Origin of the sequence: Pseudomonas sp. CFBP 13602 (assembly GCF_014842725.1) — a bacterium.
GTDB lineage: Bacteria > Pseudomonadota > Gammaproteobacteria > Pseudomonadales > Pseudomonadaceae > Aquipseudomonas > Aquipseudomonas baltica.
This window is the reverse complement of sequence record NZ_JACYVT010000006.1, coordinates 339900-359343: the sequence shown is the minus strand read 5'-3', so window position 1 is coordinate 359343 and position 19444 is coordinate 339900. Positions and strand designations below refer to the sequence as shown.

The 19444-nt window shown below is 62.2% G+C and carries 20 protein-coding genes; 12 read left to right on the top strand and 8 right to left on the bottom strand.

What is annotated here, in order from left to right; all coding sequences use genetic code 11:
* Positions 1-8 precede the first annotated feature (8 nt).
* Positions 9-2036: an alpha-1,4-glucan--maltose-1-phosphate maltosyltransferase gene (locus IFU31_RS14990; protein ID WP_192103494.1), complete on the bottom strand. Its 2028-nt coding sequence runs from the start codon at positions 2034-2036 to the stop codon at positions 9-11.
* A 208-nt stretch (positions 2037-2244) separates the two neighbouring features.
* Between IFU31_RS14990 and IFU31_RS14985 the strand changes: the two genes are divergently transcribed.
* The 3 genes from IFU31_RS14985 (at position 2245) to IFU31_RS14975 (ending at position 5984) form a co-directional block, all read left to right on the top strand.
* Positions 2245-2418 (top strand): hypothetical protein, encoded by a 174-nt coding sequence (locus IFU31_RS14985; RefSeq protein ID WP_192103492.1) that lies wholly within the window; start codon positions 2245-2247, stop codon positions 2416-2418.
* A gap of 99 nt (positions 2419-2517) precedes the next feature.
* On the top strand, positions 2518-3933 hold the full coding sequence (gene mapR, locus IFU31_RS14980) for a GntR family transcriptional regulator MpaR (protein ID WP_122477827.1): 1416 nt from the start codon (positions 2518-2520) through the stop codon (positions 3931-3933).
* Between the two features lie 662 nt (positions 3934-4595).
* On the top strand, positions 4596-5984 hold the full coding sequence (locus tag IFU31_RS14975) for an MFS transporter (RefSeq protein ID WP_192103490.1): 1389 nt from the start codon (positions 4596-4598) through the stop codon (positions 5982-5984).
* Positions 5985-6036: 52 nt separating this feature from the next.
* Here IFU31_RS14975 and IFU31_RS14970 read toward each other — a convergent pair whose 3' ends face one another.
* The gene (locus IFU31_RS14970; protein ID WP_185794151.1) at positions 6037-6513 is read right to left on the bottom strand and encodes a hypothetical protein; all 477 of its coding nucleotides are present in this window, start codon (positions 6511-6513) and stop codon (positions 6037-6039) included.
* Positions 6514-6788: 275 nt separating this feature from the next.
* Here IFU31_RS14970 and IFU31_RS14965 point away from each other — a divergent pair, with 275 nt between their 5' ends.
* The 3 genes from IFU31_RS14965 (at position 6789) to IFU31_RS14955 (ending at position 8817) form a co-directional block, all read left to right on the top strand.
* Entirely contained in the window at positions 6789-8084 is a 1296-nt protein-coding gene (locus IFU31_RS14965; protein WP_122715514.1) for an Nramp family divalent metal transporter, read from the top strand.
* A 135-nt stretch (positions 8085-8219) separates the two neighbouring features.
* The gene (locus tag IFU31_RS14960; protein WP_122477822.1) at positions 8220-8555 is read left to right on the top strand and encodes a hypothetical protein; all 336 of its coding nucleotides are present in this window, start codon (positions 8220-8222) and stop codon (positions 8553-8555) included.
* A 34-nt stretch (positions 8556-8589) separates the two neighbouring features.
* Positions 8590-8817 (top strand): hypothetical protein, encoded by a 228-nt coding sequence (locus IFU31_RS14955; protein ID WP_192103488.1) that lies wholly within the window; start codon positions 8590-8592, stop codon positions 8815-8817.
* Positions 8818-8847: 30 nt separating this feature from the next.
* Here IFU31_RS14955 and IFU31_RS14950 read toward each other — a convergent pair whose 3' ends face one another.
* From IFU31_RS14950 to IFU31_RS14935, 4 genes are all read right to left on the bottom strand, one after another.
* Positions 8848-9078: a hypothetical protein gene (locus IFU31_RS14950; protein WP_192103486.1), complete on the bottom strand. Its 231-nt coding sequence runs from the start codon at positions 9076-9078 to the stop codon at positions 8848-8850.
* A gap of 166 nt (positions 9079-9244) precedes the next feature.
* Positions 9245-10663 carry a short-chain fatty acid transporter gene (locus IFU31_RS14945; RefSeq protein WP_122477817.1) on the bottom strand — a complete coding sequence of 473 codons (1419 nt, stop codon included), beginning with the start codon at positions 10661-10663 and terminating at the stop codon, positions 9245-9247.
* A gap of 60 nt (positions 10664-10723) precedes the next feature.
* Positions 10724-11380: a 3-oxoacid CoA-transferase subunit B gene (locus IFU31_RS14940; RefSeq protein ID WP_192103484.1), complete on the bottom strand. Its 657-nt coding sequence runs from the start codon at positions 11378-11380 to the stop codon at positions 10724-10726.
* A gap of 38 nt (positions 11381-11418) precedes the next feature.
* Positions 11419-12117, bottom strand: coding sequence for a CoA transferase subunit A (locus IFU31_RS14935; RefSeq protein WP_192103482.1), 699 nt, complete (start codon positions 12115-12117; stop codon positions 11419-11421).
* Between the two features lie 129 nt (positions 12118-12246).
* On the opposite strand from IFU31_RS14935, the gene IFU31_RS14930 reads away from it, so the two are divergent.
* Together IFU31_RS14930 and IFU31_RS14925 are read left to right on the top strand one after the other, a co-directional pair.
* A complete protein-coding gene (locus tag IFU31_RS14930) occupies positions 12247-13143 on the top strand; it encodes a LysR family transcriptional regulator (RefSeq protein WP_192103480.1) in 897 nt (298 codons plus the stop codon).
* Positions 13144-13217: 74 nt separating this feature from the next.
* Positions 13218-14039, top strand: coding sequence for an aldo/keto reductase (locus IFU31_RS14925; RefSeq protein ID WP_192103477.1), 822 nt, complete (start codon positions 13218-13220; stop codon positions 14037-14039).
* A gap of 44 nt (positions 14040-14083) precedes the next feature.
* On the opposite strand, the gene IFU31_RS14920 is transcribed toward IFU31_RS14925, so the two are convergent.
* Both IFU31_RS14920 and IFU31_RS14915 read right to left on the bottom strand, forming a co-directional pair.
* Complete coding sequence (locus IFU31_RS14920; RefSeq protein WP_122477809.1) at positions 14084-14617, bottom strand: DUF4174 domain-containing protein; 534 nt, start codon at positions 14615-14617, stop codon at positions 14084-14086.
* A gap of 31 nt (positions 14618-14648) precedes the next feature.
* Positions 14649-15533, bottom strand: coding sequence for an EamA family transporter (locus IFU31_RS14915; RefSeq protein WP_197975811.1), 885 nt, complete (start codon positions 15531-15533; stop codon positions 14649-14651).
* 195 nt (positions 15534-15728) lie between these two features.
* Here IFU31_RS14915 and IFU31_RS14910 point away from each other — a divergent pair, with 195 nt between their 5' ends.
* The 4 genes from IFU31_RS14910 to IFU31_RS14895 all read left to right on the top strand — a co-directional run bounded on the left by IFU31_RS14910 (position 15729) and on the right by IFU31_RS14895 (position 19439).
* The gene (locus IFU31_RS14910; protein ID WP_185793226.1) at positions 15729-16154 is read left to right on the top strand and encodes a 3-isopropylmalate dehydratase; all 426 of its coding nucleotides are present in this window, start codon (positions 15729-15731) and stop codon (positions 16152-16154) included.
* A 47-nt stretch (positions 16155-16201) separates the two neighbouring features.
* On the top strand, positions 16202-16924 hold the full coding sequence (locus tag IFU31_RS14905) for a GNAT family N-acetyltransferase (RefSeq protein WP_192103475.1): 723 nt from the start codon (positions 16202-16204) through the stop codon (positions 16922-16924).
* A gap of 76 nt (positions 16925-17000) precedes the next feature.
* Complete coding sequence (gene ggt / locus IFU31_RS14900) at positions 17001-18728, top strand: gamma-glutamyltransferase (RefSeq protein ID WP_192103473.1); 1728 nt, start codon at positions 17001-17003, stop codon at positions 18726-18728.
* A 147-nt stretch (positions 18729-18875) separates the two neighbouring features.
* Positions 18876-19439, top strand: coding sequence for a type 1 glutamine amidotransferase domain-containing protein (locus IFU31_RS14895; RefSeq protein WP_192059671.1), 564 nt, complete (start codon positions 18876-18878; stop codon positions 19437-19439).
* Positions 19440-19444 lie beyond the last annotated feature (5 nt).

Below are 19444 nucleotides of genomic sequence, written 5' to 3'. Positions count from 1 at the left end.
GCGCTTGCCTACGGCTGTACGCGTGTGATCCTCCAGATGCCGAATGGTTGATAGGCAGGGTCGATCCGCATGAACTGACTCTTGCCGTGCCACGTCCAGCGATGCCCGGTCATCAGGTCTTCGCCGTTGGTGGCCGCATCGTCGTCCAGGCCCAACTCCCACAGCGGCAGCTCGAAATGGGCTTCCTGGACGTTGTGTGGATCGAGGCTCACGGCGACCAGCACATAGTTGCTGCGGTCAGCGGTCCGCTTGCCGAAATACAGGACGTTATCGTTGTAGCACTGAAAGAACTCGACGCCCAGATGAGTTTGCAGCGCCGGGTTCTGACGGCGAATTCGGTTGAGCTGGGCGATCTCGGCAATGATGTTGCCGGGGGCGGTGAAGTCACGCGGGCGGATCTCGTACTTCTCCGAGTCCAGATACTCTTCCTTGCCAGGGATGGGCGCCGATTCACACAGTTCGAAACCCGAATACATGCCCCACAGACCGGAGCCCATGGTCGCCAGCGCGGCGCGGATGAGGAACCCGGCGCGGCCGTTGTCATGCAGGAAGAACGGGTTGATGTCCGGCGTGTTGACGAAGAAGTTCGGCCGGTAGCAGTGCGCCCACGGTGCCTGGTTGAGCTGGGTGAAATAGGTGGTCAGCTCCGGCTTGGTATTGCGCCAGGTGAAGTAGGTGTAGCTCTGCGAGTAACCGACCTTGCCAAGGCGCGCCATCATGGCTGGCTTAGTGAACGCCTCTGCAAGGAACATCACGCTTGGGTCTTTGCTGCGGATATCGGCGATCAGCCATTGCCAGAATGGCAGCGGCTTGGTGTGCGGGTTGTCGACGCGAAAGATCTTCACGCCTTCCTCGACCCAGCCCCACACCACGTCGCGCAGCTCGGTCCACAGGCCCGGCACTGCGTCGGCAGCGTAGAAGTCGACGTTGACGATGTCCTGGTATTTCTTCGGCGGGTTTTCCGCATAGCGGATGGTGCCGTCCGGGCGCCAGCTGAACCAGCCTGGATGCTCTTTGAGCCACAAGTGATCCTGGGAACACTGAATGGCGAAGTCCAGCGCGATTTCCAGACCGTGCTCGGCCGCCGCGGCCACCAGCCTGCGGAAGTCTTCCCGCGTGCCCAGCTGCGGGTGAATGGCCTCGTGCCCACCCTCGGCGCTGCCGATGGCATAAGGGCTGCCTGGATCGTCCGGGCCGGCGGTCAGGGAGTTGTTCGGGCCCTTGCGGTGAGCGCGTCCGATTGGATGGATCGGCGGGAAGTACAGCACGTCGAAGTTCATGTCGCGAATCATCGGCAGACGGCTGTGCACGTCATTGAAGGTGCCATGACGAGCTTTGTCATCGGTGATCGAGCGCGGAAACAACTCGTACCAGCTGGCGAACTGCGCGAGTTCGCGTTCTACGTCCAGGGCATATTCGACACTGGAGCAGAGGAACGCGCGCGAGTCCGCCAGGGACATCAGGGCCTGGGTGTCACGCTGCAACAGCAGCGCGACCTTGGCGTCCTGATCCAGCCCCTGCAATTCGTCGTGCAACTGGCGCAGTTGGCGTGCCAGGGTATCCTGGCTGCGGCTGGCGGCCTGCTCGAGGTGCACGCGGCCTTCTTCAAGTTCCAGGTCGATGGTCACGCCAGCGGCGTACTTCTTTTCCAGTTCGTAGCGGTAGCTGGCGAACTGGTCGATCCAGGCGTCGATGCAATAGGCATGGGTGCCGACGCTGTCGACGACCAGCTCGGCTTCCCAGCTGTCGTTGCCCAGCTCGCGCATGGCAGTGCTGTGCCAGGTGTCGGTGCCCGCCTCATGCCAGCGCAGGACCACGGCCAGCTTGTCATGACCGTCGGCGTAGACCTTGGTGCTGACCGTGACCGTCTGGCCGACGATGGCCTTGACGGCAAACTGACCACCGTCAATGACAGGCTGCGTGTCTTCGATCACGATCCGAGGCAGCAGCAGCGCCTGGGACAGGCTCAGCACGTGGTCTGGCGTCTGTTCGTCGGTCGCGTTCTGGTCCGCTTGGAAAGTCTGATCAGCCGTCATCGAGCCTCGCTCCTGTGCGTCACCTGGACGCTGTTGTGCTTGTGCAAGCGGTGAAGTGAACCGGGTTTGTCTTTCGCTTAGGTTCGGAGCCAAGCCTCGAGGGAAAGTTCATATGCTTTTACACGTTGCAACGCGCTTGGACGGACCGAAATCGTTGTAAACGATGTCTACCACAGGCATATGTCCATTACCTACCAGAGGCCGCCCCATGAACCTTCCTCTTCCGCCTGAATCAACGGATCCGAACATCGACAATTCTCCCCTGCCGGACGTGCCACCCACGGTGCCTCAAGACGATCCGGACGGTGTCCCGGTGCAACCGACCGTGCCACCCACCCCGATTGGCGACCCTCCCATCGACCCTGCGCCGATCCAGGCCTGAACCTGGCACGCATCACCGGCAAGCCATGTGCGCATGGCCTGCCGGCGGTGCGCACGGCTGTGGCATAGTGCGGCCCTCGCCCATGGACCCAGGCCGGTCATGAAACGCTACGAGCAGTTTGCCCACCACATCGCCGAGCTCATTCGCACCGGCGTGCTGAAGCCCGACGAGCGCGTGCCCTCCGTGCGGCATGCCAGCCAGACTCAGGGTGTCAGCCCCTCTACCGTGTTCCAGGCCTATTACCTGCTCGAGCGACGCGGAATGATCCGCGCCCGGCCGCGTTCCGGGTACTTCGTCAATGCGCTGGCCGAACGATCGCTGGAGGAGCCCTCGGCGACCTCGCAGGTGCTGGCCGAGTCGACCGATGTCGACGTCAGTGAGCTGGTGTTTTCCATCCTCGATTCGATCAAGGATCCGAACACGGTGCCACTGGGGTCTGCCTTTCCCAGCCCTGACCTGTTTCCATTGCCGCGCCTGGCGCGCTCGCTGGCCAGTACCAGCCGAGCCATGCACCCGCGCGAAACGGTCACCGATCTGTCGCCAGGCAGCCCCGAGCTGCGCCGGCAGATCGCCTTGCGCTACAACATCGCCGGCATCAACCTGCCGGTCGACGAACTGCTGATCACCAACGGTGCACTGGAAGCCCTGAACCTGTGCCTGCAGGCGGTGACCGAGCCAGGTGACATGGTGGCCATCGAGGCACCGGCGTTCTACGCCTGCCTGCAGGTGTTGGAGCGGCTCAAGCTCAAGGCGGTGGAGATTCCCACCCATCCGCGCGACGGGTTGGACGTGGATGCCTTGGCGAAGGCCCTGCAGCGCCTGCCGATCAAGGCGTGCTGGTGCATGCCGACGTTCCAGAACCCGATCGGTGCGAGCATGCCTGAGGCGCGCAAGCGTCAACTGGTAGCGCTGCTGCATGAACACCAGGTGCCCTTGATCGAAGACGACGTGTACGCCGAGCTGTATTTCGGCCAACACGCGCCGCGTCCGGCCAAGGCCTATGACAGCGATGGCTGGGTGCTGCATTGCGGATCGTTCGCCAAAAGCCTGGCACCCGGGTACAGGATCGGCTGGGTCGCTGCCGGACGCTTTGCGCAGAAGGTCGAGCGCCTGAAGATCATGACCTCGATCTGCGCTTCGGTGCCGGGTCAGGCGGCCATTGCCGACTATCTTCAACACGGCGGCTATGATCGACACCTGCATCGGTTGCGCGGTGCACTGCAGGGCCAGCAGCACGCAATGATGGCAGCCATCGCGCGTTATTTTCCCGAGGACACCCGGGTGAGTCGTCCCGAGGGCGGGTACTTCCTGTGGCTCGAATTGCCGACGAGAGTCGATTCGCTGCAGCTGTTTCGCCTGGCGTTGGCGCAAGGCATCAGCATCGCGCCGGGCCCGATCTTTTCCGCCAGCGGCCGATTCGGCAACTGCATTCGTTTGAACTACGGCTCGCCGATGGGCAAGGTTCAGTTGGCCGCCATGCAGACGCTGGGCAATCTGGTCCGCGAGTTGGCCTGAGCCGGGCGCGCAAGCAGCTGCAGCGAATGACACACCGTGCATTGACAGATGCACCGCGGCGCTCTCTTCGCGGCCGCTGACCGCTCCTACGGGGGATTTGGGGTCTCGGCCTGACAGACGCACCGCGGCGCTCTCTTCGCGGCCAATGACCGCTCCTACGGGGGATTTGGGGTCTCGGCCTGACAGACGTACTGCGGCGCTCTCTTCGCGGCCGCTGACCGCTCCTACGGGGGATTCGGGTTCTTGGCCGATCGGGGATGCGGTGGAACCCGGATCCTGTAGCAGCGGCGCAAGCCGCGTCCGGGAGCACTGCAGATCGGGCTGAATCAAAACCAAATGTGTGCGATCAGCGGCTACAATAGCAAGCAAGCTAGGCAACGATCACGCCCGCGGGCAACCCGCTCCATGCGCCTGCGCAGCGCTCTATTCCGGCACTGTCGGTTGAAACCCGAACCCACTTGGGGCAGTCTTGCATGCACCCCGGCCCACGGACCGCTCCAACCCTGGCATGCAGCCGTATTGACACCCATTCGGCACCACTGCTAAACATTAACTACCCAGTTAGTTTTGCCTCACTCCAGCGCACGCAGCGTCGCCTGCAATGGGGTGAAAACGAAGCCAACGGTTCCAATGCTTCATAATAAAAACAACGGAGACACAGCATGGCGCATGCTCAGTCAGAATCGCACGGCTCGCAGCAAACCAAGAAGGCCACCGCCAGCGGTTGGGTCGGTTCCGCTCTGGAATACTACGACTTCTTCATCTATGCCCAGGCCGCGGCGTTGATCTTTCCGCAAATCTTCTTTCCCAACACCGACCCCAAGGTCGCCATCGTCGCCTCCCTGGCCACCTACGGCGTAGGCTACGTTGCACGCCCCATCGGCGCGTTCTTCCTCGGCCACTGGGGCGATACCCGCGGCCGCAAGAACGTATTGCTGTTGTGCATGTTCCTGATGGGCTTCGCCACCATGGCCGTCGGCCTGCTGCCGACCTACAGCCAGGTCGGCCTCTGGGCACCGGCCATGCTGGTGGTACTGCGCTTGATCCAGGGCTTCGCGGTCGCAGGGGAGATATCCGGAGCCAGTTCCATGGTCCTGGAACACGCGCCGTTCGGACGGCGAGGTTTCTACGCCAGTTTCACCTTGCAGGGCGTGCAGGCCGGACAAATCTTTGCCGCAGCGATTTTCCTGCCGTTGGCCTATTTCATGCCCGACGAAGCGTTCAACTCGTGGGGCTGGCGTATTCCGTTCCTGCTCAGTGCCGTGGTGCTGATCGCCGGCTACATCATTCGCCGCGAGGTCAATGAAACCCCAGCCTTCGAAACTCAGGAAGCGCGCGCCACCATCACCAAGTCGCCGGTCCTGGAGGCTTTCAAGCACAGCTGGCGGAACATGGGTCTGGTCATGTGCATGGCGCTGATGAACGTGATCCCGGTGGTCGCGACCATCTTCGGCGCCGCGTACGCGGTGCAACCGGCCTACGGCATCGGTTTCGCGAAGAGCGTGTACCTGTGGATCCCGGTGATCGGCAACATCGTGGCGGTATGCGTGATCCCGTTCGTGGGTAACCTCTCGGACCGGATCGGTCGCCGTCCGATGATCATCGGTGGCGCACTGAGCTCCGGCATCCTGTCGTTCTTCTACCTGTATGCGATCAGCGTGCATAACGTACCGCTGGCCATCGGCATGTCGATTCTGATGTGGGGCGTGTTCTACCAGGGCTACAACGCGGTGTTTCCAAGTTTCTACCCTGAGCTTTTCGAAACCCGCTACCGCGTCTCGGCCATGGCCATTTCGCAGAATGTCGGCACGCTGATCACCGCCATGCTTCCGGTGCTGTTCGCCGCGATGGCTCCACCGGGCTCCACCAACATCCCCATGGTAGTGGGTTCACTGGCCTTGGGTGTGTGCTGCATCGCAGCGTTGGCAGCGTTCTGTGCCAAGGAGACCTATCGCATCCCGTTGAACGAGCTGGGCAAGCCAGGCGCCGCTGCAGTGGACCCGCAGGCGTATGAGCGCAGTCGCCAGGAGGCTTTCAGTTCGGTGCGCTGATCTACCCCCGCATCACCCGAAGGCCCCTGCACATGCAGGGGCCTTTTTCGTTCTAACCGCCCGGATTGGTGTACTGCGCATACACCGCGAACACACCCAGCAACACCCACAGCACACTGAACAGGAACGGCGATCTCATGGAGAACAGCAACGCTCCGCGCCAGCGCTTTTCACTCGACTCGCGCTCGCTGAACAGGGGCGACTCGTCATAGGCCGCGCCCATCGCCGGCTCGCTGTCCAACAACTGGCTCTGCTTGAAATGCCAATGGTCGATGATGTCGTAGGCCGAGCGGATGCCCGGCCAGGCATGCAGCGAGCTGACCAGGCCGAACAGCGCCAGCAGCGGCGGCACGACCAGGGTGAACAGCTTGCCCCACTCCGGGTTCAGGTTGGCCATGGACGAGGCATAGGCAATGACCAGGAAAGACTGTGCGGACAGATAGGCGTCGGTGCGGTTGGAAAGAATGGAGGTTTCGTACTGGATCTCCTTGCGGTAGAAGTCCAGGCGATCCTTGGGGCTGCCGAACATCAGCACATCGGCTGCCGCGTCGGCTTTGGCAGGCGTCTGAGTGTCATCGACGATGATCTGCGACATGGCTGCATTCCTTTTGCGGTAAGGCTCATCGGAAAGCCTACGGCGGGATTGGTTCAGTGCAGCCGACCGGCGGGTACGGTCATTAAAATCGTAAAAATGTGAAATATCCCCTTACACCTTTTTGCAACTTGTCAGGTCATATGACATCCTAACTCATGATTGAATGACCCCCTGATCCATCCACAAAAACAACAAAGGGAATTCACCCAATGACGAGTACCCACTCGCTCGAAAAAAAGGCGGCCGCTCCCACGACTCGCATGGGCCGCCTTGCCAAGATCATCGGACCGGGCATTATCGCCGTGCTGTCATGGCTGGGCGCCGGTGACTTGATCACCTCCTCCGTGGCGGGCGCCAACTACGGCTATGCCATGATGTGGGTGCTGGCAGTATCGCTACTGCTCAGATTCCTCATCGTCAACATCATTGCCCGCTTCCAGCTGTGCAACAACCAGGGCATGACCATCCTGCAGGGCTATGCACAACTGCACCCTTTCTTCGCCTGGTTCATGCTGGGCTACGCATTGATCATGGGCCACTTGACCAACGCCTACATGATCAAGGGCGCCGGCGAGGCACTGGCCACGCTGCTCCACATCAATCAGCCACTGCTGGCATCCTTTGCCGTGGTCCTGGGTGTGTGGCTGCTGGTGGGGCGCAACATCTATTCGCTGATCGAAGGCGTGATGAAAGGGCTGCTGGCCTTGATGACCCTGGCTTTCATGGCCTTGGCGATCATGTCCAAACCGGACGTGGGCGGCATTCTGGCCGGGACCATCGGCTTCAGTATTCCGCCGGATGAAGGCGTGCATGGCGCGCTGCTGGTCGCGGTATCGGTGATCGGTGCGGTGGCCGGTTCCATCGCCAACTTCGTCCACCCCTACGTAATGCGCCAGAAAGGCTGGGTAGGCCCGGAACACAAACGCATCCAGCGTAACGACCTGCTGTTCGCGGTGTTCGTCGGCATCATCATCAACCTGGCCATCTGGGTGGTGGGTGCGGAAATCCTGCGTCCCAATGGCATCGAAGTGAAAACCCTGGACGACCTGGGCTCGGCACTGCAGATGTTCTTCGGCACTGGCGGCTGGCTGATCTTCTTCGTCGGCGTGTTCGCGACACTGTTCGCAAGCATCGCTGGCAAGACCACGGCCTTCCCGATGCTGATCACCGATGCCTTCCAGCACATCCGTCCCGAGCGTCGCGAGAAGTACGGCAAGGAATTCCACCATGACCCGATGCACAAATGGTTCATGCTGTTCATCCTGGTTACGCCGCTGGTGTGGTCGCTGCCAGGCATGCCCGACTTCGTGACCCTGACCATTGGCGTGAATGCGCTGAACATCATTGGCCTGCCAGTGATTTCCCTTGGCCTGCTGATCATGTCCAACCAGAAGAAGCTGCTCGGTAAATATCGCAACAACTGGTTCGAAAACATCGCGCTGGGCTTCGCCACCATCCTCGCCGTATGGGTCGCGTTCCAGCTGGGCATGCAATTGCTCGCTTGATCGCCCCTTCCCCCCTGTGAGCGGCCGACGGCCGCCCCCACCAAGTTTGCCCGCATGCCGTTCGTCGGCATGCGGGCACCTCCTGGCCTCCCTCATAGCCCAATGCATGAAGCATTCACGAACAAGGAGAGCTCCATGAAAAGCCAGAAATACATCACCACAGCGTTGCTCGCAGGCTTGTTGGCTGCTGCAGCCGTACCGGCCATGGCCGACAACAGCACCGGTCCGACCAACCCAGCCGCCAAGGGCACCGTACCTTCAGCGGTAGGCGTGCCGGCGGGGACCGATAGCGGTATGACCAATCGCAATACCGACGGCACTGCCGCGCCGCGAAACGGCACCAGCACCGACATCAAGCCGCAGAATACCGGCAACCCCGAAGGCAGTTCGATGGGCGGCGCGGTGACCAAGCCTGGTTCAGGCACCATGGACGGTGGCGACGGCACCGGGTCCGAAGGCGGCAAGCGCTGATCGGCCACGGATCCAGCCACCTCGGGAGAACACCATGAGCGAACACACACCTGCACCGAATACGGTCGAGCGTGATACCGACGATTCGCAGGGCAACCGCCCCAAAGAACCGCCACTCGACTCAAAGCCTGACGAGACCGGGGATCCAACCACCCCTGAAGGCAATCGCTTCAGTCCCGATTTCAAATCGGACCCTGAAGTCGACCCCGGCAGTGCGGACGACGAAGAAACCGACGCCGATATCGACACAGCAGGCGGCTGACCCACGCCGCCACCTCGGCTGACCGTTCGCTCAGCGGCTGATACGGCTGCGCTCGTTGCGCACGTCGAAGATCAGCTGCCGAGCGACCTCCGAACTGATCAGACCCTGCTCCCTGAAACCCTCGACCTTGCCAATGATCTGCACCGCTGCCTGATCCAGATCCCTGGACGCTGCGGTATGCAGGTTGCGTATTTCCTGGGAAATGATCCGACTGACCTGGTCACCCTGGTTCGGACCCCCGCCCGCGCCGTTATCAAGCATTTCAAGATCTCCCTTCATCGGTTCACGATGGGTGGGCGTCCAGCCCATATCCCATTCAACCTAGATGTGTACCCCGAGCGCTGGCTACTTCGCAATAGCCACTACGCAAACAATCGCTCGGCGGGAGCATATTCCCGATCAACGTCGCGCGCAGATCACGCCTGTCTCAGGGTGCAACGGGAGGCACATAGGCCAGGGTCGTGCCCAGCGCCCAAAGCAGGAACAGCACCAAAGGCGCATGCACCAGCAGCTGCACGAACGAGAAACCGATCAAATCGCGCGCCTTCAAGCCCAGCACGCCGAGCAGAGGCAGCATATAGAACGGATTGATCAGATTCGGCAAGGCTTCGGCAGCGTTGTAGATCTGCACGGCCCAGCCCAAGTGATATTGCAGCTCGTTGGCCACCTGCATGACGTAGGGCGCCTCGATGATCCACTTGCCACCGCCCGACGGAATGAAGAACCCGAGCACTGCCGAATAGACGCCCATCAACAGCGCATAGGTATCGTGCGAGGCGATCTGTACGAAGAAGGTGGAGATGTGGTGGGCCAGGGTCTGCGCATCGCCACCCTTGACCGTGGTCATGATCGCGGCGATCGAGCCGTACAGGGGAAACTGGATCAGCACCCCCGTGGTGGTCGGCACTGCACGCGCCACCGCATCCAGAAAGCTGCGCGGACGCCAATGCAGCAGCAGGCCCAGCATGATGAACAGGAAGTTGTAGGTATTGAGCCCAGAGATGGCGGTGATCGCCGGCTTGGTGGAAAACTCGTGGAACAGCCACCCCGCGGCCAGCAATACCAGAAAGATGGTGATCAGCGGGCTGTATTCCAGCCATTCGCCAGGTCGACTGCGCTTGTTCAGGGGCGGCAGACTGAAAGCCGGGTCGATGCCACAGGCCTCGGCGTCCCGGGCAGAGTTGGGGCCCGGGGCCGTGGCGTAGGCCACCACCAACGAAACCAGCACCAGTGCCAGCAGCAATACACCCGACTGCCAGAGGAAAATCGTCTGGGTGAACGGAATCACACCGGTGATCGACAGGATCGACGGTGGCAGGCTGGCAGGGTTGGCCTGTAACTGCGCCGCCGACGACGACAACCCGAGCGCCCATACCGCCCCCAACCCCAGGTAGGCCGCCGCACCGGCCGCACGGTAGTCCATGCGTAGGTCGGTCCGTCGTGCCAATGCCCGCACCAGCAGCCCGCCGAATACCAGCGACAGCCCCCAGTTGAGCAACGAAGCGACCATCGATATCAACGCCACCCAGGCCACGGCCGAGCGGCCATTGCGAGGGATGCGCGCGAGGCGATCAATCAGCTTCACCGCAGGTGGCGAGCTGGCAACCACGTAGCCACCAATCACCACGAAGGCCATCTGCATGGTGAACGGGATCAGGCTCCAGAATCCGTCGCCAAAGGCTGTTGCCGTTGCGGTCGGCGTGCCGCCGATGGCCAGTGCTCCCAGTGCCACCAGCAACACCGCAACGGCGGCGAATACGTAGGAATCAGGGAACCAGCGCTCGGCCCAGCTCGAACAGCGCAGGGCAAAGCGAGCGTAGCGGCTCTCTTCAAGTTGTGCAGACATGGTGGTGTTTCCCTTGTTCTTATAGGTATGAGATCGGCTGAAGGCAGTGGTGGAACGTAATCAGAAACTCATTTCAACGACGTCGTCGGCGATGATCAGCTTGCCGGCCGTCTTCGACTTGATCTCATCGATACTGACACCAGGCGCACGCTCCTTGAGAATGAACGCGCCGTCTTCGATCTCCAGGTAGGCCAGGTCCGTGAGTACCTTGCGAATACACCCGGCACCGGTCAGCGGCAGCGTGCACAACGGCAGCAGCTTCGACTCGCCATCCTTGGAGGCATGGGTCATGGTGACGATGATGTTCTCTGCGCCGGCCACCAGGTCCATCGCCCCCCCCATACCCTTGACCAGCTTGCCGGGGATCATCCACGAGGCAATGTTGCCCTGTACGTCCACTTCGAAAGCACCGAGCACGGTGAGGTCGACATGGCCGCCGCGGATCATCGCGAACGACTGCGCAGAGTCGAAGATGGACGCGCCGGCGCGGGCCGTCACGGTCTGTTTGCCGGCGTTGATCATGTCGGCGTCGACGGTAGCCTCGGTGGGAAATTCGCCCATGCCCAGCAGACCGTTTTCCGACTGCAGCATGACGTCGATGCCAGCCGGCACGTAGTTGGCCACCAGGGTAGGTATGCCGATCCCCAGGTTCACGTAGAAACCGTCTTGCAGTTCGCGCGCCACGCGCTGGGCCATCTGTTCGCGAGTAAGTGCCATTTGGAATACCTCTTGTGTAACAGAGCAGATGGGAGCAATCAGGCCTTGAGGGTGCGCTTTTCGATGCGCTTCTCGAAGGTGCCCTGGATCACTCGGTCGACGTAGATGCCTGGCGTGTGGATGTGCTCGGGCAGGAGCACGCCGGGTTCGACGATTTCTTCGACCTCGACCACGGTGATGCGCCCGGCGCTTGCCGCCAGCGGGTTGAAGTTCTGGGCGGTGTGACGATAGATGACGTTGCCGAAATGGTCGGCCTTCCAGCCCTTGACGATGGCGAAGTCGCCGGTAATGGCCTGCTCGAGAATGTACTGGCGGCCATTGAATTCACGTATTTCCTTGCCTTGCGCTATCGGTGTGCCGTAGCCGGTGGCGGTGAAGAACGCGGGGATGCCGGCGCCGCCGGCGCGCATCTTTTCCGCCAGGGTGCCTTGAGGGGTCAGTTCGACTTCCAGTTCGCCATCGAGCAACTGCCGCTCGAACAGGGCGTTCTCGCCGACATAGGAGGCGATCATCTTGCGGATCTGCCGGTCTTCGAGCAGCACGCCCAAGCCAAAACCATCAACCCCGCAGTTGTTCGACACCACCGTGAGCTCACGCACGCCCAGCCGCTTGATTTCGGCAATGAGGTTTTCCGGAATGCCGCACAGGCCGAACCCGCCGGCCAGTACGGTCATGCCATCGCGCAGGCCTTCGAGTGCCTGGGCATAGGTTGCCACTCGTTTATCGAGTCCAGCCATGATTGTTCGCCTTGTTTTGTTTGTTATGGCGCCGTCACGTCGGCAACGGCAAGCGTGACGGTATCTTCTCCCCACGATGGTAATTTGTTAATTTTGTTTTTCTTGGGGATTGATTGGTTTTGCAAATAGATGAACGTCAAACAGCTGCGCGCTTTTCTCGCTGTCGCCCAAGCCCTGAGCTTCGCCCAGGCTGGTGAAAAACTGCATCTCTCGCAGCCCGCCCTGAGCTTGACGATAAAAGGCCTGGAAGAAGACCTGGGCGGCGCGCTGCTGATCCGCACCACGCGCAGCGTCAGCCTGACGCCGGAAGGCGAGGTGCTGGTGGCTCTGGCCCGCCGCTTGCTGGCGGACTGGGACAATACCGAAGAGCTGCTGCGCCAGCACTTCACCCTGCAGTTGGGCAAAGTGTCCATCGCGGCCATGCCGTCGTTCGCCGGCAACCTGCTGCCGGCAGCACTGCGGATCTTTCGCGACCGGCACCCGAGGGTCAATGTTGCCGTGCATGATGTGATCAACGAGCACATGGTGGAGATGGTCCGCCATCGGCGGGTCGAACTGGGCATAGGCTTCGAGCCGGAAAGCACCTCGTCGCTGGTGTTCACCCCCTTCTACACCGATCGGTTCGTGGCGGTGGTGGCGGCCGATTCACCGCTGGCCGAGCAACCGATGCTCACCTGGGAGACCCTGCTCGCTCATGATTTCATTGCCCTGCAGCGCCCTTCTGCGGTTCGCCTGCTGCTGGAAAGCGCCATCAGCGAGCAGCACGGCAAGCTTGCGGTGGCATTCGAGAGCCACCAGTTGAGCACCATCGGCCGCATGGTTGCCCACGGCCTGGGGGTGAGCGCGGTGCCGGCATTGTGTGTCGAGCAGATGCATGAACTGGGTGCGCGCTGCGTGCCGTTGGAGTCACCGCGCATCGAACGGCGCATCGGCCTGATGCGCCTGCCCGATCACAAGCTGTCGGCCGCCGCGCACGCGTTGATGGAGGTGCTGCTGGAGCACACGGCGCAGCGCCGACTGGGTTGAACCGCAGCTTCATCGCACTGCCCAATCCTGCAGCGATGGCGCGTTTACCATGTTATCAACCACGGAGCATTGCGATGAACAGCATCAGCCTGGCCGGCAGGCCGGTCGCGAGAATCGGCCAAGGCACTTGGCGCATGGGCGAGGATCCTGCCCGTGCGCAACAGGAAATCGCCGCGCTGCAGCAAGGTATCGACCTGGGCATGACCCTGCTCGACACCGCTGAAATGTACGGCGAAGGCGGCGCCGAAAAAATCGTCGGGCAAGCCATCCAAGGGCGTCGTGACGAAGTCATGCTGGTCAGCAAGGTCTACCCGCACAACGCCAGCAGCCAGGGCGTGATCAAGGCGTGCGAGCGCAGCCTGCAGCGTCTGAACACCGAGCGCATCGACCTGTATCTGCTGCACTGGCGCGGCCAGTATCCCCTGAGCGAAACGGTGGAAGCGTTCGAGCGGCTGCAGGCCCAGGGCAAGATCGGCCGTTGGGGCGTGTCGAATTTCGATGTCGATGACATGACCGAACTGGACGACGCCGGATGCGCGACCAACCAGGTGCTGTACAATCTGGAAGAGCGCGGCATCGAGTTCGACCTGTTGCCGTGGTGCGCGAAGCAGGCGATGCCATTGATGGCTTATTGTCCGATTGCCCAGGGCGGTCGCCTACTCGACCAACCCGCCTTGCGCCAGGTAGCCGAGCGTCATGGCATCACGCCGGCCCAGGCATGCCTGGCCTGGGTGGTGCGCCACGACAACGTGATCGCGATCCCCAAGGCTTCCACGCCCGAGCATGTAAGGCTGAATGCCGGGGCACTGCAGGTGAAGCTCGACGAAGCAGATCTAGCCTCGCTGGATGCCGCTTACCCACCACCCCGGCGCAAGCAGCGCCTCAACATGGTTTGAACGCAGGAATCCGAGGCCGCAACGCGGCGTAGAGCGCTGACGGATCAATCGTCGAGCGGCTGCGGCGCCTTGCTCGGCTTGGCCGCCTTGCCGGGCTTGCTGGCGGGCTCCTGTGCAGCAGGCACTGCCGCTGCGGGTGCACTGGCGTCCTTTTCCGCTGCCGGCAACTGGTCGATGGTGCTGAACAGCTGTGAAGGCTCGACGTAACCCGCCTGTTCGAGCTTCTTCTCGCCATCCTTGCCCAACAGCACGAACTTCTGGCTGGACCCGGCACCCAGTTTCAAGTCGCGGATCAGCGACATGGTGGCCTGTGGGTCGAGATCCTTGCCGTCACGCTGGCCGATGGTATTGATCACGGTGTACAGGACCATGCCGCGCTGCTTGAAGCCGTCGCGGTTGGCGGGTTCTTCCAGCGCCTTGCGCAGCTTCAGCAGGTTGGGATCCACCGAGCTGGGAGCAATGACCACCAGCGGCCGGGCCCTCCCGCGGTCCTGGGCCAGAGGGCTGTCGCCATCGGCGGCCAGCAAGGGCGCCGCGAACGCGAACAGTGTGGCGAGGGTCAGCGACCGGATCATCATGCTGCATCTCCTTGACGTATCGATGGCCTCATCATTGCAGAGATTTCGCCTCGGTGCGACCCGTGCCCAGGCGGCTGAACAGGCTGCTGCCGAACACGTTGATCAACAGCCCGACCATGACCAGCGCTCCACCCCACCACTGCAGGGCACCCAGGCGCTCGCCAAGAATCCAGGCCGAAGAACTCAAGCCCACCACCGGCACCAGCAATGAAAACGGCGCTACCTTGCCGGCCGGATAGCGCGACAACAGCTTGCTCCACAAGCTGTAGCCAAGCACCGTAGCCACAGCAGCCAGATAGACCAGGCTACCGATGGATTTCCAGCCGATGCCCAACAGCGACTGCTGGATCAGTGCCGGACCTTCCAGCCACAGCGACAAGGCGAAGAACGGCAAGGGCGGAATCAATGCGCCCCAGATCACCAGCGCGACCAGGTCGATATTGCCGAAGCGGCGGGTGATGACATTGCCCATTGCCCACATCGACGCTGCGCACAGGGTCAGCAAGACCGCCATCAACGGCGTGGCCTGATCGCTTTCCAGGCCGATCATCGCCAGTCCTCCAGCCGCCACCAGCAAGCCCACCACGCTGGCGGCGCGCAGGCGCTCGCCAATGAACAGCGCAGCGAAGAACAAGGTGAAGAAGGCCTGGGATTGCAGCACCAGCGAGGCCAGGCCGGCGGGCATGCCATTGGCCATGGCCTCGAACAGAAACGCGAACTGGCCCAGGGAAATGGTCGCGCCATAGGCAATCAGCCAGCGCAGTGGCAGGTTCGGCCGGCGGATGAAGAACACCGCGGGAATCGCCACCAAAGTGAAGCGCAGGCCGCCCAGCAGCATCGGCGGCAAGCCATCGAGACCGTAGCGAATCACCACGAAATTCAAACCCCAGACAACGATCACGACCAGGGCCAACATCAGGTCTCTAGGTGCCACGGTACCTCCACAGGTTCAGGTCAGTCCGTTCGGATAAGCCCAACCATTCTTGCCCATCGCGGACCCTGGCGGGAACCTGTTTCAAAACTTTTCTAAAGCTGGCCACGTTGCGAGTGTTCGGCACCCCTTCTCGCTTGAGCTAGAGTGGGAGCACAGTGCCCTATGAGGAATCGAACGATGCGTGTGTTCTGGATGATGCTGGCCGCGGCAAGCCTGTCGGGTTGTACCTCGTTTCGCGCTGATTCGGAGCACCTGAAAGCCGTGCCGGCCGAACGGCTGTCGGCCTGGCAACAAACGCTGTCGCCATCGAGCGAGCTGGTGGTGGACCGTGATATCGGCATGCTGGGCGGCGGCTGCTACGTGGCACTGCTGATCGACCGTGAACCCGCCGCGCTGCTGGCCGTGGGTGAAGTGGCGACCTTTCACCTGCCACCGGGCGAACACATCGTCGGCATCACCACCGACAAGCAGGGTGGCCTGCTATGCAGCAAAGGCCGCCTGAACCGCGAACTGCGCCTGCAGGCGCAGCCCGGCGAGCGCCAGCACCTGCGTATCGTCAGCGAAGCCAAGACAGGCTTCGGCATCGTGCTGGATCCGCGCTGAGGTCGGTGCAACCTTATTGCCTCACTCTGCTCACGTCAGGAGTCGTCATGCCCAGCAACCAGAACAGCCGCAACGAGCACCACCAGCCTGTCGGTCACGCCCTTCCCGAGTGGAGCCCTCGCCCTCGCCCGGCCCACGACGTCATCGAAGGACGCTATTGCCGGCTCGAGCCACTGAACGCTGCGGCCCACGCCGAAGACCTGTTTAGCGGCTATTGCCAACAGACCGATGGCAGCGACTGGACCTACCTGCCGGTCGGCCCGTTTGCCGACCTGGACAGCTACCGCAGTCACCTGCAACACGCGGCAGCCAGCCAGGATCCGCAACACTGGGCGGTAATCGACCTGCGTACCCAGTGCGCGGTGGGCACCCTGGCCTTGATGCGCATGGACCCGGCCAATGGCGTCATCGAGGTCGGCCATGTGACGTTCTCGCCCCTGATGAAACGCACCCCGCTGTCGACCGAAGCGCAGTACCTATTGATGCGCCGGGTGTTCGACGAACTGGGTTACCGCCGCTACGAGTGGAAATGCGACGCCCTCAACGAGCCCTCGCGCAAGGCCGCGGCACGGCTGGGCTTCAGCTTCGAAGGCATCTTCCGCCAGGCGCTGGTGTACAAGGGTCGCAACCGCGATACGGCCTGGTTTTCCATCATCGACAGCGAATGGCCGGCGCTGCGCGCAGCCTTCGAGCGGTGGCTGGCGACGGATAACTTCGATGCTGCCGGCCAGCAGCTGACGGCGTTGACCGCCGGCCGCCAGCAACATTGAGAAACACGGCTATTCTTGCGATTGGCGAAGCCATTCGCTTTTTTGCTCCCCATCCGCAGAAGAAGAGAGCCACCTCTTGAAACTCGAACCCTTGCCCAAGTCGCTGATCGCCCTTGCGTTCGCGCTGGTGCCCGCCTGTACGTTCGCCGCCTCTCCCGCCCCCGTCGCTGCCGAAAACGGCATGGTGGTAACCGCGCAGCAACTGGCCACCCACATTGGCGTGGATGTGCTCAAGGACGGCGGCAATGCCGTCGATGCCGCCGTGGCCCTAGGCTATGCCCTGGCCGTGGTCTACCCGGCTGCGGGCAACATCGGCGGCGGTGGCTTCATGACCCTGCAGATGGCCGATGGCCGCAAGACCTTCCTCGACTTCCGCGAAAAGGCACCGCTGGCCGCCACCGCCGACATGTACCTGGACAAGGCCGGCAACGTCATCGAGGGCCTGAGCACCGATGGCCATTTGTCGGTAGGCATACCCGGCACAGTGTCGGGCATGGAGCTGGCGTTGCAGAAATACGGCACCTTCAAACGCGCCGATCTGCTGGCGCCGGCCATCAAGCTGGCAGACGAAGGTTTCACCCTGGCCCAGGGCGACGTCGATCTACTGGAAACTGCCACCGAGGACTTCCGCAAGGACAGCCAGGATTCGGCAAAGATCTTTCTCAAGCAGGGCCAGCCGTTCAAGGCCGGCGAGAAGCTGGTGCAGAAGGACCTGGCGCGCACGCTGCGGGAAATCTCCGAGAAGGGTAACGCCGGGTTCTACCAAGGCTGGGTGGCCAAGGCCATCGTCGATTCGAGCCAGGCAGGCAAAGGCATCATCACCCAGGCCGACCTCGACAAGTACAAGACCCGCGAACTGGACCCGATCGAGTGCGACTACCGTGGCTACCATGTGGTGTCCGCGCCACCGCCCAGTTCCGGCGGCGTGGTCATCTGCCAGATCATGAACATCCTCCAGGGCTACCCGATGGCCGAGCTGGGCTATGGCTCGGCGCAGGGCATGCACTACCAGATCGAAGCCATGCGCCACGCCTACGTGGACCGCAACAGCTACCTGGGCGACCCGGATTTCGTCAAGAACCCCATCGCGCACCTGCTCGACGCCAACTACGCGACCAAGCTGCGCGACAGCATCGCACCGAACAAGGCCGGCGTTTCCGCCGACATCAAGCCGGGTGTGGCACCCCATGAGGGCAGCAACACCACGCATTACTCCATCGTCGACAAATGGGGCAACGCGGTGTCGGTGACCTATACCCTCAACGGCTGGTTCGGCGCGCGGGTCATGGCCAGCGGTACCGGCATCCTGCTCAACGACGAAATGGACGACTTCACCTCCAAGGTCGGCGTGGCCAACATGTACGGGCTGGTTCAGGGCGAGGCCAACGCCATCGCGCCGTACAAGACGCCGCTGTCGTCCATGAGCCCGACCATCGTCACCAAGGACGGCAAGCCAGTCATGGTGCTCGGCACGCCCGGCGGCAGCAGAATCATCACCGCCACCTTGCTGACCATGCTCAACGTGATCGACTACGGTATGGACATTCAGCAGGCGGTCAATGCACCGCGCTTCCACCAGCAGTGGATGCCCGACGTCACCAATCTGGAAAACTTCGCCATCAGCCCCGACACACGCAAGATTCTCGAAAGCTGGGGGCACAAGTTCGGTGAGCCCCAGGACGCCAATCACCTGGCCGCGATCCTGGTAGGCGCGCCGGCACTGGGCGCCAAACCGGTGGCCAACAACCGTTTCTACGGCGCCAACGATCCCCGCCGCAACACTGGTCTTGCCGCAGGCTACTGAGCCGGCAAACGCAAAGGCAGGCCTGCAATCGGGCCTGCCCGCCCGCCGCACCGAAGAAGAATCCGCCTGAACTTTCCATTTTCCTCCGCGCTCAGATTTCCTGATCGCCTGGCGTGCCAGGCACCCACTGAGCCGAGGAAGACCTTCATGAGTACCCAACTGCAAGGCAAGAAAGTCCTGTTCATCACTGCCAACACCGGCATCGAACGCGATGAACTGCTCAAGCCTCTCGAAGCGCTGCGCGAAGCAGGCGCCACCGTGACCCACGCTTCGAGCGAAGGCGGCACCGTGCAGACCTTCCAGCAGGACACCGAGAAAGACCGTACCGTTGAATCCGACGGCAAGATCCAGGGCCTGAACGCCAGCGACTTCGACGCCCTGGTGATTCCCGGCGGCACCGTAAATGCCGACACCCTGCGCCAGGACACCGATGCCCAGCAACTGGTCAAGGCATTCGCCGATGCCGGCAAGGTCGTGGCCGCCATCTGCCATGGTCCATGGCTGCTGATCAATGCTGGCGTGATCCCCGGCAAAACCCTGACCTCGTACCCCAGCGTCAGCCTCGACCTGACCAACGCCGGTGCCGCTGGCTGGGTGGATCAAGAGGTCAAGCAGTGCGGGGCCAACGGCTGGACCTTGATCACCTCGCGCAACCCGAAGGATATCCCGGCCTTCAATGACGCCATCATCAAAGCCCTCGCCACCGCCTGAGCCGC